The organism is Aurantimonas litoralis (assembly GCF_026153195.1).
GTDB classification, from domain to species: Bacteria; Pseudomonadota; Alphaproteobacteria; order Rhizobiales; family Rhizobiaceae; genus Aurantimonas; species Aurantimonas coralicida.
Genome location: NZ_JAPFBM010000001.1, coordinates 368696 through 385377, shown reverse-complemented (window position 1 = coordinate 385377; position 16682 = coordinate 368696). Strand labels below are relative to the sequence as shown.

The 16682-nt window shown below is 67.7% G+C and carries 13 protein-coding genes; 9 read left to right on the top strand and 4 right to left on the bottom strand.

From position 1 onward, the window contains the following. Together N7I30_RS01895 and N7I30_RS01890 are read right to left on the bottom strand one after the other, a co-directional pair. Positions 1-645, bottom strand: a complete 645-nt coding sequence (locus tag N7I30_RS01895) for a DUF2291 family protein (RefSeq protein ID WP_498636305.1) — start codon at positions 643-645, stop codon at positions 1-3. A 75-nt stretch (positions 646-720) separates the two neighbouring features. Beyond that, positions 721-1665 (bottom strand): D-ribose ABC transporter substrate-binding protein, encoded by a 945-nt coding sequence (locus N7I30_RS01890; protein WP_498636303.1) that lies wholly within the window; start codon positions 1663-1665, stop codon positions 721-723. 141 nt (positions 1666-1806) lie between these two features. Here N7I30_RS01890 and oiaX point away from each other — a divergent pair, with 141 nt between their 5' ends. Next, entirely contained in the window at positions 1807-3054 is a 1248-nt protein-coding gene (oiaX, locus tag N7I30_RS01885; protein WP_498636301.1) for a 3-oxo-isoapionate-4-phosphate decarboxylase OiaX, read from the top strand. 73 nt (positions 3055-3127) lie between these two features. On the opposite strand, the gene N7I30_RS01880 is transcribed toward oiaX, so the two are convergent. Both N7I30_RS01880 and N7I30_RS01875 read right to left on the bottom strand, forming a co-directional pair. Continuing rightward, entirely contained in the window at positions 3128-4519 is a 1392-nt protein-coding gene (locus tag N7I30_RS01880; protein WP_498636299.1) for a M20 family metallopeptidase, read from the bottom strand. A 99-nt stretch (positions 4520-4618) separates the two neighbouring features. After that, complete coding sequence (locus N7I30_RS01875) at positions 4619-5551, bottom strand: LysR substrate-binding domain-containing protein (protein ID WP_187390782.1); 933 nt, start codon at positions 5549-5551, stop codon at positions 4619-4621. 106 nt (positions 5552-5657) lie between these two features. Here N7I30_RS01875 and N7I30_RS01870 point away from each other — a divergent pair, with 106 nt between their 5' ends. The 8 genes from N7I30_RS01870 to ggt are packed head-to-tail and all read left to right on the top strand — an operon-like array spanning position 5658 to position 16637. Next, entirely contained in the window at positions 5658-7499 is a 1842-nt protein-coding gene (locus tag N7I30_RS01870) for a CocE/NonD family hydrolase (RefSeq protein WP_498636297.1), read from the top strand. Positions 7500-7522: 23 nt separating this feature from the next. Continuing rightward, on the top strand, positions 7523-9067 hold the full coding sequence (locus tag N7I30_RS01865; RefSeq protein WP_498636295.1) for an ABC transporter substrate-binding protein: 1545 nt from the start codon (positions 7523-7525) through the stop codon (positions 9065-9067). A gap of 51 nt (positions 9068-9118) precedes the next feature. After that, a complete protein-coding gene (locus N7I30_RS01860) occupies positions 9119-10036 on the top strand; it encodes an ABC transporter permease (RefSeq protein ID WP_009210442.1) in 918 nt (305 codons plus the stop codon). Between the two features lie 5 nt (positions 10037-10041). Beyond that, positions 10042-10938, top strand: coding sequence for an ABC transporter permease (locus N7I30_RS01855; RefSeq protein WP_498636292.1), 897 nt, complete (start codon positions 10042-10044; stop codon positions 10936-10938). After that, entirely contained in the window at positions 10935-11966 is a 1032-nt protein-coding gene (locus tag N7I30_RS01850) for an ABC transporter ATP-binding protein (protein WP_498636290.1), read from the top strand. The genes N7I30_RS01855 and N7I30_RS01850 overlap by 4 nt, the downstream gene beginning before the upstream one ends. Further along, positions 11963-12949: an ABC transporter ATP-binding protein gene (locus N7I30_RS01845; RefSeq protein WP_483213196.1), complete on the top strand. Its 987-nt coding sequence runs from the start codon at positions 11963-11965 to the stop codon at positions 12947-12949. Before N7I30_RS01850 ends, N7I30_RS01845 begins: the two co-directional genes overlap by 4 nt. 11 nt (positions 12950-12960) lie before the next feature. Beyond that, positions 12961-14988 (top strand): alpha/beta hydrolase domain-containing protein, encoded by a 2028-nt coding sequence (locus N7I30_RS01840; RefSeq protein WP_498636288.1) that lies wholly within the window; start codon positions 12961-12963, stop codon positions 14986-14988. Between the two features lie 29 nt (positions 14989-15017). After that, positions 15018-16637: a gamma-glutamyltransferase gene (gene ggt / locus N7I30_RS01835; protein ID WP_498636286.1), complete on the top strand. Its 1620-nt coding sequence runs from the start codon at positions 15018-15020 to the stop codon at positions 16635-16637. Positions 16638-16682: the final 45 nt, after the last annotated feature.

Here is a 16682-nt window from a genome sequence, read left to right as displayed (position 1 = left end):
TCACTCTCCGATCTTAAGCTGGGTCGGGACCAGCTCGACCGATTGCGCGTCACCCTTCAGCGCGATGACGCCCTCGAAGCGGGCGGTCTGGCCGACCACGTCGCCCTCGGGAAGCGTCAGCCGCGAATGGGCGACGGCGTTCAGCGCATTGGCGAGCTTGGCGAATTCGATCTGGTCGCGGAAATCGGTGAAGACGATGAACGGCATGGCGTCGCGCAGCGCCGTGCCGCGGATGATCGGGCCGAGCTGGACCGTGACGTCGCCCTTCCCGTCGCCGTCGGTGTCGACCTGCAGCTTGGCGGCGCGGCTCTTCAGCTTGGCTTCGACGATCTTGCCCTCGCCGGAGACGGCGAAGTTCCACGGGCTGGTCTCGCCGTCGCGGGGGAAGCCGTATTGTTCGCCGGCGGCGTCGGGATCGCTGGCCATGGCGGCGCGCAGATCGGTCAGCGGCACGACGTGGCTGGCGATCTCCGGCATGACCTTCGGCTCCCATGCCTCTTCGGCATAGGCCGCCATGCGGGTCTCGTCGGTGGCGGCGACCGCGCCTTCACCGGCGGTCTTCTCGGAGTCCCAGACGATGGTGAAGCCGCAGAGGCAGAGGACCGAGGCGGCGAGAATGGTGGTGCGGATGGTTCTGTTGCGCATGGCAGTCCTGCCCCCGAAAGGTGATGTGCCTGGCACGATGGCCAGGCACGAGCGTGTCTTGGGAGACGGGGAGCGTCAGTCGGCGAGCGCGAAGGTCTCGAGCTTGTCGGCGTTGCTCTCGTCGATCAGCACACAGTCCATGAGCTGCTTCTCCGGCTGTCCGGTGGAGCCCGTGGTCAGGTACTGGTCGGCCTGCTCGACGGCGAGCTGGGCCTGGCGATAGGCCGGCTGCAGCACGGTGGCCTTGATGCCGCCCATCTTGATCGAGTCGCGCACGTCGTTGGAGCCGTCGAAGCCGACGAGGATGACGTCGGTGCGGCCCGCCGCTTCCAGCGCCGCCCAGGCGCCCATTGCCATAGTGTCGTTGCCGGAGATGACGCCCTGGATGTCCGGATTGGCCTGGAGGATGGTCTCCATCTTCTCGTAGGCTTCGGTCTGCGACCAGTTGGCGGACTGCTGGGCCACCATCTTCATGTCCGGATACTGGTCGATGATGTCGTGATAGCCCGAGGACCGGATGCCGGCATTGGTGTCGGCTTCGCGGCCGAGCAGCTCGACGTAATTGCCTGCCTCGCCCATCAGCTCAACGAACTTCTCCGCACCGAGCTGGGCGCCCTGGTAGTTGTTGGAGACGATCTGGCTGACGGCGATGCCGCTTTCCTTGATCTCGCGGTCGATCAGGAAGGACGGGATGCCGGCTTCCTTGGCACGGCGTACGGGCGCGACGGAGGCGTCGGCGCCGGCATTGTCGAGAATGATCGCCTTGGCGCCGCGGGCGATCGCCGTGTCGTACATTTCCGACTGCTTGTTCGGGTCGTCGTCATGGACGAGGACGAGGGTCTCGTAGCCGAGTTCCTGGGCGCGCTTTTCGGCGCCGACGGCCTCGGCCTTGAAGAACGGGTTGTCATGGCTCGGCGTGATGATGGCAATCAGGCCCTTGTCCTGGGCGAATGCCGGCATCGCGATCAGGCTGGCAGCGCCAGCCAGCGCGGAAATGAGAATACGACGGTTCAACAGCATGAAAGGCTCCTCCCGATCATTCGTGGCACCCGGTGCGGATGCCCTCCTCCCTAGATCGGCCCGAAGCTTGAGAGATCGTCATTACTATGTCAACAGGTATGATGAGTATTTGAGATGGCGTGCGACAAGAAGGATAATGCGATGGCGGACGACATGATCAGGGTGACCTATCGCATCGAATGCGCCGGCGACGTCGAGGCGATGGCGGCCAAGATCGCGTCGGACCAGTCGACCGGCACCTTCACCGAACTGCCGGCCGAGACCGAGGCCGTGCGCGCCCGCTGCGCCGCCCGCGTCGAGCAGGTCACGCCGCTCGAGCCGCTGGCCGTCCCGTCGATTCCCGATCCGGTGGGGCAGGGGCCGTACCACCGCGCCGACGTCACCATTGCCTATCCGCTGGAGGCTGTCGGCACCGACATCGCCGCGCTGATGACCATCACCATCGGCGGCGTCTTCGCGGTTAAGGGCGTCACCGGCATCCGCGTGATGGACATCGACCTGCCGCACGCCTGGGCCTGCCATCCCGGGCCCCAATTCGGCATCGCCGGCTCGCGCCGCCTGATGGGTGTGGAGACAGGGCCGATGATCGCCTCGATCATCAAGCCGTCGCTGGGGCTTCTGCCGGATGAGACCGCCGCGGTCGTCGCCGATCTCTGCGCCGCCGGCGTCGATTTCATCAAGGACGACGAGAAGCTGATGAGCCCAGCCTATTCGCCGCTCGAGCAGCGCATTGCGGCCATCATGCCGGTGATCCGCGATCACGAGCAGAAGACCGGCAAGCGGGTGATGTACGCCTTCGGCATTTCGTCGGCCAATCCGGACACGATGATGCGCAACCACGACCGCGTGGTCGAGGCCGGCGGCAACGCCGCCGTCGTCAACATCAACTCCATCGGCTATGGCGGCATGAGCTTCCTGCGCAAGCGCTCGGCGCTGTGCCTGCATGCCCACCGCAATGGCTGGGACATCCTGACCCGGCATCCGGGGCTGGGTCTGGAATTCAGGGCCTATCAGAAGATCTGGCGGCTGCTCGGCGTCGATCAGTTCCAGATCAACGGCATCCAGGCGAAATACTGGGAGCCGGACGAGAGCTTCGTGCGCTCCTTCGAAGACTGCATGACGCCGATCTTCTCCGAGGCCGATCGGCCGCTGCCCGTCGTCTGTTCGGGCCAGTGGGGCGGGCAGGCGGTCGAGACCTATGAGCGCACCGGCCGCACGCTCGACCTGATGTATCTCGGCGGTGGCGGCATCCATGGCCATCCGATGGGGCCGGCCGCCGGCGTGCGCGCCATCCGCCAGGCCTGGGACGCGGCGGCGGACGGCCTGTCGCTGGCCGACAAGGCGCGGGACCATCCCGAACTGGCCGCTTCGCTGACCAAATGGGGCTGAGCGCTCCGTATCCGCGCTGACATACGGAGGAGGCAGGGCCGGGCACCAGGCTCCGGCCCTGTTTCGTGAGGTCCTAGCGCTCGACGGCGGGGGCGTTCTCGCCGAGGTCCCAATAGAGACCGGCCATCATCGCCAGGCCCTCGCGCACGATACCGGTGGGCACATGCTCGTTCGGCGCATGCTGGGAGCAGCCCGGATAGGAATGCGGCACCCAGATGGTGCGCATGCCGAGGACTTCGGAGAAGGCGTCGTTGGGCAGCGAGCCGCCGAGATTGGGCAGGATCGCCGGCCTGGCCCCGGTCGTCTTGGCGATGGAATCCACCGCCCAGCCGACCCAGGCGTCGTCGGGATCGAGGCGTGTCGCCTTGAAGATGCCGTCGCTGGTCAGGCCGATCTGCACCATGCCGAGGCCCTGCCGGTCGAGATGGCGGCGGATCGCCGGCATCACCGCCTGCGGATCGATGCCGACGACGTAGCGCAGCTGCATCCGGGCCCAGGCCCGCGGCGGGATGGCATTGACCGGCGTCTTCGGATTGCCGGCCTCGAAGGCCAGGACTTCCAGGGCGCACCAGCCGAAGACACGCTCCGACGGCGTCAGGCCGGGCTCGCCCCAGTCCCGCTCAATGATCTTGCCTTCCTCGCCGGCGGTGATGTCGCAATCGGCCAGCACCCGGCGTACCGCATCGGGCACATGGGTCGGCACCATCTCGGGAATGCGGATCTGGCCGGTCGGCCCCACCAGGCTGGCGATGGCGTGGGAAAGCTGCACCGCCGGGTTGGAGAGGAGGCCGCCCCAATTGCCGGAATGCCGGCCGCCCTCGCGGGCGTCGATCCAGATGTCGAAATTCACGCCGCCGCGCGAGCCGAGAAAGATTGTGGGCCGGTCGGCCGACAGGCGCGGACCGTCCGAGGCGATCAGGACGTCGGCCTTCAGCCGGTCGCGATATGTGTCGCAGACCGCATGCAGGCCGGGTGAGCCGACCTCTTCGCCCATCTCGATCAGATATTTGGCGTTGAAGCCGAGGCGGCCGCGGGTTTCCAGCACCGCTTCCAGCGCGGCGAGATTGATGCCGTGCTGGCCCTTGTTGTCGACGACGCCGCGGCCGTACCAGCGATCGCCGCGATCGGTGACCGACCAGGGCGATAGCCCGTCTTCCCATTCGGCGTCGAGACCGCGGATGACATCGCCATGGCCGTAGCCGAACACGGTCGGCAGGGCCGGGTCTTCCATGCGCTCGGCGATCAGGAACGGGCCCGGCGCGCTGTCGTCGGTGACGATCTCGGTGGTGAAGCCGAGCTTCTCCAGCGCCGGCGTCATCTCCTCTTCGAGATAGCGCAGCAGTTCCGCCCGCCGGTCGGGGTTCTGGCTCTCGGTCGGCATCGCCACGCGGCGTGCGAGCTCGGCGCGGAAACGGCCGGAATCGAACGATTCCTGGGCAAGGGCGATGGCGGCGTCACGACTCACGGGCAGATCTCCTCCTCGACTTCGCGCGAAGCCTCGCCACCGGGCGCTCCCGCGTCAAATGCCAAAAACACAAGTGAGCTTGCGCCCCGCGCATGAAGGTCAGCCCGGCTTATCTTCGGATTCGAGCCATTGCTGGTTGGCGAGCGCGGCTTCCTCGATCGCCGCGGACCGCACGAGCGAGGTCAGCCGGTTGATCGTCGGCGTGCGCGCCTGCCATTTCGGCAGGATGAACACGTAGTGCAGCTCGATCGCCGGCTCGAACGGGCGGATCACCATGCCCGGCTTGAGGCTGGAGCGCGCGACGAAGCCGTCGGCGACGGCGACGCCGACGCCGAGACCGGCGAGTTCGCAGGCGACGATGCCATTGGGCGTTTCCAGCCGGATCGTCGGCGTGGCGTTGATCTTGCGGAACGCGGCGTCCAGCGATTGCCGCATGACGGTACGCGGCGCGTTGGCAATCAGCGGCAGGTCACGCAGATCCTCGGCATGGATCCGGCGGCGTCCGGCCAGCGGATGATCGTGGCGCATCACGGCAACGGCGCGGATCGAGGCGATCGGCTCGATGTCGATGGCGTCATTGTCCATCGGCAGGACGGTGATGCCGAGATCGAACTGCTCGCGGCCGAGCCATTTCTCGATGTCGAGGCGCGAGCGCGAATCGATGGCGGCGGTGAAGCCGGGGTCTTCCGCCGTCATCGTGGCGATGGCATCGCCCAGAAGCGCGCCGGTGATGTTCGGCGCGGTCAGGATGCGCACGTGCCTGCGCTGGCGCGCCTTGACCCGCTGCGCCGCGTGCATGGCGTCGTCGAGGCTGTAGAGCGCGTGCTCCACATGGCTGTAGAATTCGCGCGCCTCGGTGGTTGGCACCAGCCGGCGCTTCGTGCGAGTGAACAGCGCGAAGCCGACCTCGTCCTCCAGCGCGGCCAGAAGCCGGCTGACCTGCGGCTGCGTGCGGTGCAGACGTTCGGCGGCCCCGTTCAGCGAACCGCCCTCCATGAAGGCGCGCAAGGCTTCCAGACCCTTCAGATTCACCAGTTCACTCCATTCGCTTTGCGCATGAGATCTTGCGAAGATCGAAATTGACGCATGGCACAGGCCCCGTACGCTGACCACCCTGAGAGGCGCGTACGGAGTTCCGATGTCTGATAGCGATACGAAAGGTGACGCCTGGCGAAAGCCGCCGTCGCGCTATCGGGACGAGCGCCCCGCGCAGTTCGCGCTGCCGGCCCGGCCTGCCTCCTGCTATATCGAGATGCGCGATGGCTGCCGGATCGCCGCCGACATCTACCTGCCGGAAGGGCCCGGACGCCCGGACCGCCTTCCCACCATCCTGATCCTGACGCCCTATTACCGCCGGTTCGCGCTGCGCGACGGGGCCTCCGCCGACACCGAGCCCAGCCCCAACGCGGCGCGCTACCGCGATGCCTTCGTGCCGCGCGGCTATGCGGTGGTGGTGGTCGACGTGCGCGGCACCGGCGCCAGCTTCGGCACCCGCGACAGTTTCCGCTCCCCAGCCGAGCGCGAGGATTTCCGCGAGATCGCCGACTGGATCGTCGCCCAGCCCTGGTCGGACGGCACCATCGGCTCGACCGGAATTTCCTATCTCGGCGCCGCCGCCTGTTTCCTCGCCAGTACGGGCCATCCGGCGGTCAAGGCGATCGCACCGCTCTTCGCCGTCTGGAACACCTGGGTCGATCACCTCTATCCAGGCGGCGTCCTTCTGAACAAGCTGGCGGCGAGCTACGACGACATCATGGTCGGGCTCGACCATGACCGGCGCGACGTGCTGGCGAACCAGCCCTATTTCGACAATCCGGACTTTGCCGGTCCGCAGCCGGTGGACGAGGATGGCGGCGGCACGCTCTGCCGGGCAGCGGTGCGCGAACATCTCGGCAATTTCCACATGCCGGACTTCATCGGCGAGTTTCCCTTCGCCGACGACCGGCTGCCCTACGATCCGTCCTTCGGGGCGCACTCCTTCAGCCCCTACCACTACGCCGCCGACATCGCGCCGGACGTGGCGATCTACTCGATTTCGGGCTGGATGGACGGGGCCGGCTTCGCCAATGGCGCCATCGCCCGCTATCGGTCGCTCCCCAATCGCCGGCAGCATCTGCTACTGGGTCCGTGGGACCATGGCGCCCGCACCAATGTGTCGCCCTGGCGGGATCACACCGCTCCGGACTTCGACGTCCTGGCCGAAGTGCTGCGGTTCTTCGACGAATATCTGATGGGCCTCGACACCGGGCTGAAGGACGAGGCGTCGATCCATTATTTCTCCATGCATGAGGACGTCTGGCAGGCCGCCGACGCATGGCCGCCGCATCAACAGCGGCAGGTCCTGCATCTGGACGATGGCGGTCGTCTGGCGTCCGCGAGGGGCGCGGCCGGCGAGGACGTCTACCAAGTGGACTATACCGTCGGCACCGGCAACGACACGCGCCATGAGCGCCTCGCCGCCCTCAACACCACCGATTATTACGCCGACTGGCAGGGCCGCGACGCGGCGATGCAATCCTATACCAGCGCGCCGCTCGAAGCCGCCGCGCGCATGTCCGGCCATCCGGTGGTCGACCTGTCCATCGCCTCCAGCGAGGGCGACGCGGTGATTCACGTCTATCTGTCGGAGGTCGAGGCCGACGGCACCGTTCGCTACGTCACCGAGGGGGTGCTGCGGGCCCTGCACCGGCACGAGATGCCGGCGCCGGCCGATCAGGACTGGTCGTGGCCCTATCGCGATTTCAGCCGGGCCAGCGCCGCCCCGATGGTGCCCGGCAAGCCGGCGCGGATGCGCTTCGCGCTGCTGCCGACGTCGTGGACGTTCGGCGCCGGAAGCCGCATCCGCCTTTCGATCGCCGGTGCGGACTGCGATCATTACGTGCAGCTGCCGCACGGGCGACCGCCCCGTTTGACGATCGTTCGAGGCGGAACCGGCGGGTCGCTGGTCGAACTGCCGATGACGGCGAGCCAGCCGCGATAAGGAAACCAGGAGAGGGAAGCACGATGAAGACGCTGAGGAATACCCTGATGGCCGCCTGCGCGATGACGCTCGCGGCCTCGCCGGCCTTGGCCGGCAAGGACAACGACACCTTCGTCTGGGCGACATCCACCGAGATGGATACGCCCGACCTCTATTACGGCAACCAGCGCGAGGCGCTGATTACCGCCTATGCCCAGTGCGACAGCCTGATCCACCGCGACCCGGAGACCAACGAGTACCAGCCGCTGCTGGCGACGAGCTGGGAATGGGTCGACGACAAGACGCTGGAGATGGACCTGCGCGAAGGCGTCAAGTTCCATGACGGCACCGATTTCGATGCCCAGGACGTGGCCGACACGCTGAACCATGTCGCCGCGCCCGACAGCGACATGAAGATCCGCGTGATCGTCGACTGGATCGACAATGTCGAGGTTGTGGACGACCACAAGGTCCGCATCCACGCCAAGGCGCCGACGCCGGCGGCCTTCGAATATCTGTCCGGCACCTCGCCGATCTATCCGGCCGGCCATTATGACAGCGCGCCGGAAGTGCCGGGTGCCGACGGCACGACGCGCCGCGACTGGGGCGCCGTCAACCCGGTCTGCACCGGGCCCTACAAGCTGACCGATTACCAGGCCGGCCAGTCGCTGACACTGGAACTCAACCCGGATTATTTCGAGGGCAGTCCGAAGGGCAAGCCGTCCATCGGCAAGATCATCTACCGGACCATCAAGGACCCCGAGACCCAGATCGCCGAGGTCGTCACCGGCGGCGTCGACTGGATCTGGGGCGTGCCGCCCGAGAATGCCGGCATGCTCAACGACATGGACAACCTCACCGTCGTCTCGGCGCCGACCATGCGCATGTCGTTCCTGGCGCTCGACGCCGCCGGCCGCACCGGCGAGACGCCGATGACCGACATCCGCGTGCGGCAGGCCATCGCCCATGCCATCGACCGCGAGGCGATCACCGAGAACCTCGTCGGCGAAGGCTCCACGGTTCAGAAATCCATGTGCGTGTCGGTGCAGTTCGGTTGCGAGACCGATGTCACCCAGTACCCCTACGATCCGGAGAAGGCCAAGGCGCTGCTGGCCGAGGCGGGCTACCCCGATGGCTTCGAGGTTCCGTTCCATGCCTATCGCGACCGGCCCTATTCGGAAGCGGTGCTGAACTATCTGCGCGCCGTCGGCATCAAGGGTGACCTGCAGTTCCTGCAGTGGCGGGCCCTGCGTCCGCTGATCGCCGGCGACGAGACCCAGATCGCGCATCTGACCTTCGGCTCCAACGGCATGCTCGATGCCTCGGCCTCGACGGGCTATTACTTCCAGTTCGGGCCGGACGACTACGCCCGCGACGAGGAAGTGCGCGACTGGCTGACGGAAGCCGAGACGACCACGGATACCGAGGCCCGCAAGGCGCTCTACTCCAAGGCGCTCAAGAAGATCGCGGATGAAGCCTATTACATCCCGCTCTTCGTCTATGGCCGGACCTACGCCTTCAACAAGGACCTGGACTATCCGGTGACCCCCGACGAGATGGCGCATTTCTATCTCGCCAAGTGGAAATAACCAGCGTCCGCCGGGGAGCGTCAGGCTCCCCGGCCACCGACCCGAGGCTCAATGCTCTTCTTCATTCTCAAACGCCTGCTGGTGACGTTTCTCGTGGTGGCGGTCACCTCGGTGATCGCCTTCCTGCTCGTCCACATGTCCGGCGATCCCGCGGCGGCGATGGCCGGCGAGGGGGCTTCGGCCAGCGACATCGCGGCGGTGCGTGAACTCTTCGGCTTCGACCGGCCGCTGATCCTGCAATATCTCGACTGGATCGGTCGTCTCCTGCAGGGCGATTTCGGTCGCTCCTATTACCTGCGCATGGACGTGGTGGATGTCCTGGCCGAGCACGTCCCGGTCACCGCGACACTGGGCGTTCTGGCGCTGACCTTCGCGCTGGCGCTCTCCATTCCGCTCGGCGTTCTTGCCGCGCTACGCCCCAACACGGTGATCGACCGCATCTCGCTGTGGTTGGCGGTCGCCGGCCAGGCGCTGCCGTCCTTCCTCTTCGCGCTCGGCCTGATGTATCTCTTCGGCGTCTATCTGCGCTGGCTGCCGATCTCCGGCGATTCCACCTGGGCGCATTTCATCATGCCCTCGGTCGCGCTCGGCTATTACGCCACGCCGGCGATCATGCGCCTGACCCGCTCCGGCATGCTCGACGTGATGCAGGCCGACCATGTGCGCACCGCCCGCGCCTATGGCCTGACGCCTTGGCGGGTCGTCGTTCGCCATGGCCTGCGCCACGCCATCGTGCCGGTGGTCTCGCTCGCCGCGGTCCAGCTCGGCTTCATGCTGGGCGGCTCGATCGTCATCGAGACGATCTTCTCCCTCAAGGGCATCGGCCATCTCGCCTGGGAGTCCATCCAGCGCGCCGACATCGAGGTGATCCAGGCGATCCTGCTGCTGATTGCCGTCGCCTACGCGATCCTGACCCTCGTCGCCGACCTCCTCAACGCGGCCCTCGATCCGCGGATCCGCATCTCGTGAGTTCCATGCCCCCAGTCACCCACGCTCCGCCTCTCCAGATCGCGGTCTCGCCGACCCGCGTGGCCGTCGGCCGCGCCCTCCGGCATGGCAGCTTCTGGGTCGGCGGGCTGATCATCCTCGTCATCTTCCTGGCCGCCATTTTCGCGCCGTGGCTGACGCACTACGATCCGTCGATCCAGGATCTCGGCCAGCGCTTCGTCGCGCCGGTCTGGGCCGAGGGCGGGAGCTGGGCCCATCCGCTGGGCACCGACGGGCTCGGCCGCGACTACCTCACGCGGCTTCTCTTCGGCGCCCGCATCTCGCTGATGATCGGCTTCCTGACCATTCTCATCTCCGGCACCATCGGCACCGCCATGGGCGTCGCCGCCGGTTACTGGGGCGGCTGGGTCGATCTGGTGGTCAATTTCATCATCACCATTCGGCTTACCCTGCCGGTCGTCCTCGTCGCGCTGGTCGTCGTGGCGCTGGTCGGCAGCTCTTTGTCGCTGCTGGTCATGGTGATCGGGCTTCTGCTCTGGGATCGCTTCGCCATCGTCATGCGCAGCGCCACCCAGCAGCTGGCCTCGCGCGAATACATCACCTCGGCGCGCACCATCGGCAGCTCCACCACCCGTATCCTGATCCGGGAAATCCTGCCCAACATCATGGGGCCGCTGATCGTCGTCGCGTCGATCGAACTGGCCCACGCCATCCTCCTGGAGGCGGCGCTGTCCTTCCTCGGCCTCGGCGTCCAGCCGCCCAACGTGTCCTGGGGATTGATGGTGGCCGAAGCCAAGAGCCAGCTCCTGTTCCGGCCCTGGATGATCGCCGTGCCGGGCGCCGCGCTGGTGCTGCTGATCTTCGCGATCAACCTCGTCGGCGATGCCCTGCGCGATGTCACGACGCCGGAGGGCAAGGCATGAGCATGACCGCCCCCATCCTCGAAGTATCCGGCCTCAAGGTCGAGATCCCCGTCCGCGACACCGTGCTGCGCCCTGTCCGCGGCATCGACATCAGCGTCGCCAAGGGCGAGACGGTCGCCATCGTCGGAGAATCCGGCTGCGGCAAGAGCCTGACGGCGCTGGCCATCATGGGCCTTTTGCCACGCCAGGCGCGGCTGACCTCCGAGCGCATCGACCTCAACGGCGAATCCCTGAGCGGGGCCTCGCCGCGGCGCTGGCGCAAATTGCGCGGCGACCGCATCGCGATGATCTTCCAGGATCCGATGACGGCCCTCGATCCCTGCTACCGGATCGGCGACCAGATGGCCGAGATCCTGAGGCAGCACCGCAAGGTCTCGCGCAGCGCCGCCCGCGAACGCTCGCTGGAACTCTTGCGCAAGGTCGGCATCCCGTCGCCCGAGGAGCGGCTGAACCAGTATCCGCACCAGCTCTCCGGCGGCCTGCGCCAGCGCGTGATGATCGCCATGGCGCTGCTGTGCGAGCCCGAGCTGATCATCGCGGACGAGCCGACCACGGCTCTCGACGTGACCATCCAGGCCCAGATCCTGCGGCTGTTGCGCGACATCCAGCGCGAGACCGGCATCGGCCTGATCCTGATCACCCACGATCTCGGCGTGGTCGCCGGCATGGCTGACCGCATCGTCGTGATGTATGGCGGCGAGGTCGTCGAGGCGGGGACCTGCGACGAGGTGCTCGCAAGGCCGCTGCACCCCTATACCGAGGGGCTGATGCGCTCGATTCCGGTGCCGGGCGAGACCCGGCGCGGCGAAACGCTGGGCTTCATTCCGGGCGTCGTGCCGCGCCAGACCGGCGACCTGACGCGCTGCGGCTTCCTGGAGCGCTGCCCCTATGCCCATGCGCCCTGCGCCGAAGGGCCGATCGCGCTGCGCGACGCCGGCGACGGCCATCTGATGCGCTGCGTCCTGCCGGCCGACGGCAGCGGACGCGATCCCGAAGCCTGGACACGGCAGTCGGAGGCAAGCTCATGAGCGAGACCGTTCTCAGCATGCGCGGCGTCACCCGCGACTATGCGGTCGGCGGCGCCTTCCGCAAGAAGGCGACCCTGCGAGCCCTGCGCGGCATCGATCTCAGCGTCGACCGCGGCCGCACGCTCGGCCTCGTCGGCGAATCCGGCTGCGGCAAGAGCACGCTCGCCCGCATCCTCCTCGGCATCGAGGACCCGACCGCGGGCACCGTGCTCGTGTCCGGCCGGCCGATCCAGGACTATGAGCGTCTGGCCCGGGCCCGGCTGATCCAGCCGGTGTTCCAGGATCCCTATTCCTCGCTCAATCCGCGCATGTCCGTCGAGGCGATCATCGGCGCGCCGCTGAAGGTGCGCGGCGAGGGGACGGCTGCCTCGCGGCGCGCGCGTGTCCACGAGATGGCCGGCGAGGTGGGGCTGCCGCGGCATCTGGTCGAGGCCTATCCCAGCCAGCTCTCCGGCGGCCAGCGCCAGCGCGTCGCGATCGCCCGGGCGCTGATCGGCGAGCCGGAGATCCTGATCTGCGACGAGCCGACTTCGGCCCTCGACGTCTCGGTGCAGAGCCAGATCCTCAATCTCCTGCACCGGCTGAAGCAGGAACTGAACCTGACGATGATCCTGATCAGCCACAACCTCGCCGTGGTGCATCACCTCGCCGACGAGGTGGCGGTCATGTATCTCGGCCAGATCGTCGAGCGCGGCGATGCCGACGCCATCTTCGAGCGACCCTGCCATCCCTATAGCGACGCCCTCCTGAAGGCGGTGCTGCCGCCGCGCGCCGGCGCTCGCCTGCCCGAACTCGGCCTCGAGGCCGAGTTCCCCAGCCCGGTCAATCCGCCGTCCGGCTGCGCCTTCCATCCGCGCTGCCCCAAGGCCGACGCGCTGTGCGCCGAGGTCGATCCGAACCCTGCCGGCATCGACCCGGTCTTTCGCTGTCACCACCCGAACAATTTCGGCGCCGCGGCGCATCCCGCGCGCGCGGCAGGCTGAGGGGACCGCATATGGATTCCGAGATCGATTACCGGCTGGACGAGCGCTGCCTCTTCGCCGAGGGCGAGAGCTTCGGCGCCGCCGGTCCCTACGAGCGGCTGTCCGGCCGGGTGATCTTCCGGGTCGATCCCGCGGCCGAGGCCCAGCGTGTCGTCACCGATATCGGCCTTGCCCCCGTCGATGCCGAGGGCCGGGTGGTCTTCGAGGCCGATTTCTGCATCCTCAAGCCGGTCGATCTGTCGCGCGGCAATCGCCGGCTGTTCTTCGACTACGGCAATCGCGGCAACAAGCGCGCGCTGCAGTTCTTCAACGACGCGCCGTCCACCAACGACCCGCGCAGCCGCGCCGATGCCGGCAACGGCTTCCTGATGCGGCGCGGCTATTCGGTCGGCTGGCTCGCCTGGCAGGGCGACTTGTTGCCCGGCAATGGCCGCATGCTGCTCGATGCACCGGTGGCGAGCGAGAACGGCCGCCCGATCACCGGCCGGACCCGCTCGGAGTTCATCGCCGTGGAGCCCGGCACGCGGGTGTTCCCCCTGAGTTCGCTGGTCTCGACGCGCAGCTATCCCACCGTCTCGCTCGACACCCGCACCGCGCGGCTGACCCGCCGGCGCTACGCCCACAGCGTGCGCGAGGAGATCCCGGCCGATGCCTGGGCGTTTGCTCGCACCGAGCGCGGCAGCGGTGTCGACAATCAGGGCATGGAAGAGGCGATCATCGCCTCCGACAGCCATGTCTTCCTGCCGGACGGCTTCGAGACCGGCTGGATCTACGAGATCGTCTACGAGGCCCGCGACCCGCTGGTTCTCGGCGTCGGCCATGTCGCCGTGCGCGACTTCGTCAGCTTCCTGAAGCACGGGGAGACGACCGCCAGCGGGCAGGCCAATCCCCTGCGCGACAACGGCGTCGGCGTCGAGAAGGCCTATGCCTGGGGCCGCTCCCAGACCGGGCGCTGCATCCGCGATTTCCTGTATCTCGGCTTCAACGCCGACGCGAAGAACCGCAAGGTCTTCGACGGCGTGATGCCGCATGTCGCCGGGGCCGGCAAGATGTGGATGAACCACCGCTTCGCCAATCTGGTGCTGCTGCCGGGCCAGGAACACGAGAACCATTTCTCGCCGGCCGATCGCTTCCCCTTCTCCTATGCGATGTCCACCGATCACTATACGGGCTGCGAGGACGCCATCCTCAAGCGGCCGGACACCGATCCGCTGGTCATCCATACGGACACCGCCTGCGAATACTGGCACCGCCGGGCCTCGCTGGTGCACACCGACACCAAGGGCCGCGACTTAGCCCAGCCGGACAATGTTCGGGTGTATCTGTGGGCGAGTTCCCAGCATTACGCCTCGCCCCTCGTCACCGCGCCCGCCAAGGGGCTGGCGCAGGAATGCTTCAACGTCGTGGCCACCTCGATGCTGTTTCGCGCCGTGCTCGACAATCTCGACGCCTGGGCGACCGACGGCACACCGCCGCCGGCAAGCCGCATCCCGGCGCGTGCCGACGGCACGCTGGTCGCCGAGGACATGTGGCGGGCGGCGTTCCCGCATATTCCCGGCGTCGCCCTGCCGCGTGGTCCGAGCAAGCTGGAACGGCTCGATTTCGGTCCCGACATCGATGGCGGGATGATCGCCAACGAGCCGCCGGAGATCCTGGCCGGCGAGTGCTACCCGGTGCAGGTGCCGGCCGTCGACGGCGACGGCAACGATCTGGCGGGCATCCGCGCGCCGATGGTCCAGGCGCCGCTCGGCACCTATACCGGCTGGAGCGTGCGCCGCCGCGACGTCGGCCATGGCGCCATGGTCGGCATCACCGGCAGCTACATTCCGTTTCCCGACAGCGAGGACGAACGCGGCCAGACCGGCGACCCCCGGCGCTCGGTCCTCGCCCGCTACGGCACCGCCGACGGCTATGTCGCGGCGATCCGTCAGGCGGCGGAGGCACTCGTCGCCGACGGGCTGATGCTGCGCGAGGACGTCTCCCGCGCGGTCGCCGATGCCGGCGAATGGGGCCGACCGCGCCACCTCGTGCGTCTCTGACCTTTCCGATCCCCGACAGGAGCGACAGCATGCAGTCTCAGGCGATGGTCGTCTGTCCGCAGCCCGAAGCGGCCGAATCCGGCATCGAGATGCTGGAGAAGGGCGGTAATGCCATCGACGCGGCGATCGCCTGCGCGCTGGCCCAGACAGTCGTCGATCCGCTGATGTGCGGCATCGCCGGCTTCGGCAGTCTCGGCCTCTACATGCCGGGGAAGGGGCTGCACGAATATCTCGACTTCCATGCCCCGGCGCCCAAGGCCGCCCGCCCGGACATGTGGGAAGACCGCGTCGAGGGCGAGACGCGCGACGGCTTCGGCTTCGTCCTGAAGGACCGGGTCAACGATCTCGGCTATGGCGCGATCTGCGTTCCGGCGGCCCTGCGCGCCTATGAGGACGTCCACCGGGCCCATGGCCGCCTGTCCTGGGAGACCATCCTGCAGCCGGCGATCGACTGGGCTGAGAACGGCTATTTCGTGCGCCCGGCCATGTACACCTTCTTCATGGAGGGCTCCAAGATGGGCCGCGCGGCGACGGCCGAGCGCCTCGCCTTCAGCGCCACCGGGCGCGAACTCTACTGCCGCCCCGACGGCACGCCGCTGACGGTCGGCGAGCCGATCCGCAATCCCGACTACGCCGCCACCCTGCGGCGGATCGCCGAACACGGCGCCGAGGATTTCTATACCGGCGAGATCGGCGCCCGCATCGCCGCCGACATGGCCGCAAACGGCGCGCTGCTGTCGGGTGACGATCTCGCCGACTATGCCCCGCAGCGCAACGCACCGCTGACCGCCAGCTATCGCGGCCGCCGCATCACCACCAATCAGCCGCCGGGCGGCGGCGTGATGCTGGTCGAGATGCTGAACATCCTGGAGAATTTCGACCTCGCCGGGCTCGGGCACAATTCACCGGACTACATCCGCACCGTCTGCGAGGCAATGAAGCGCGCCACCATCGACAAGGACCGCCATGTCGGCGATCCGCGCTTCCTCGACGTGCCGCTGGCGCATCTGACGGACAAGGCCTATGCGCGCGAACTGGCGGGCGAGATCCGCGGCGGCGTGCGTGCCGAGGTGCCGCGCCTTCAGGCGCCGAACGCGGTGCCGGTCAACACGACCCATCTGTCGGTGGTCGACGGCGACGGCAATTGCGTCTCCATGACCCATTCTCTGGGCATGCCGTCGGGCGTCATCACCGACGGGCTGGGCTTTCTCTACAATGGCTGCATGGGCGTCTTCGACCCGCGCCCCCGCCGCGCCGGCAGCATCGCGCCCGGCAAGTCGCGCTTCAGTGCCATGTGCCCGACCATCGTCTTCGATGGGGACCGGCCCGAACTGGTGCTCGGGGCGCCGGGCGGTACGCAGATCGTCATGGGCGTCCTGCAGACCATCCTCAACGTCGTCGATTTCGGCATGGCCGTCGGCGAAGCGGTGGCCGCGCCGCGCTTTTCCTCGACCGGCAATCCCATCGACGTCTCCAATCGCATCCGGCGCTCCGTCGCCCGCGAGTTGGAGAGCCAGGGTTACGAGGTGATCCGCAATCCGTACGGACATACGATCGGCTGGGTCCATGCCGTCGGCATTCGCCCCGACGGCACGCTGGAGGGCGCCGCCGATCCGGGCCGCGACGGAGTGGCCTACGGCCTTCGCTGAAGCCTTCGCCCCTCAGTGCCAGAACCGGGGCCGGCTGCGGCCGGA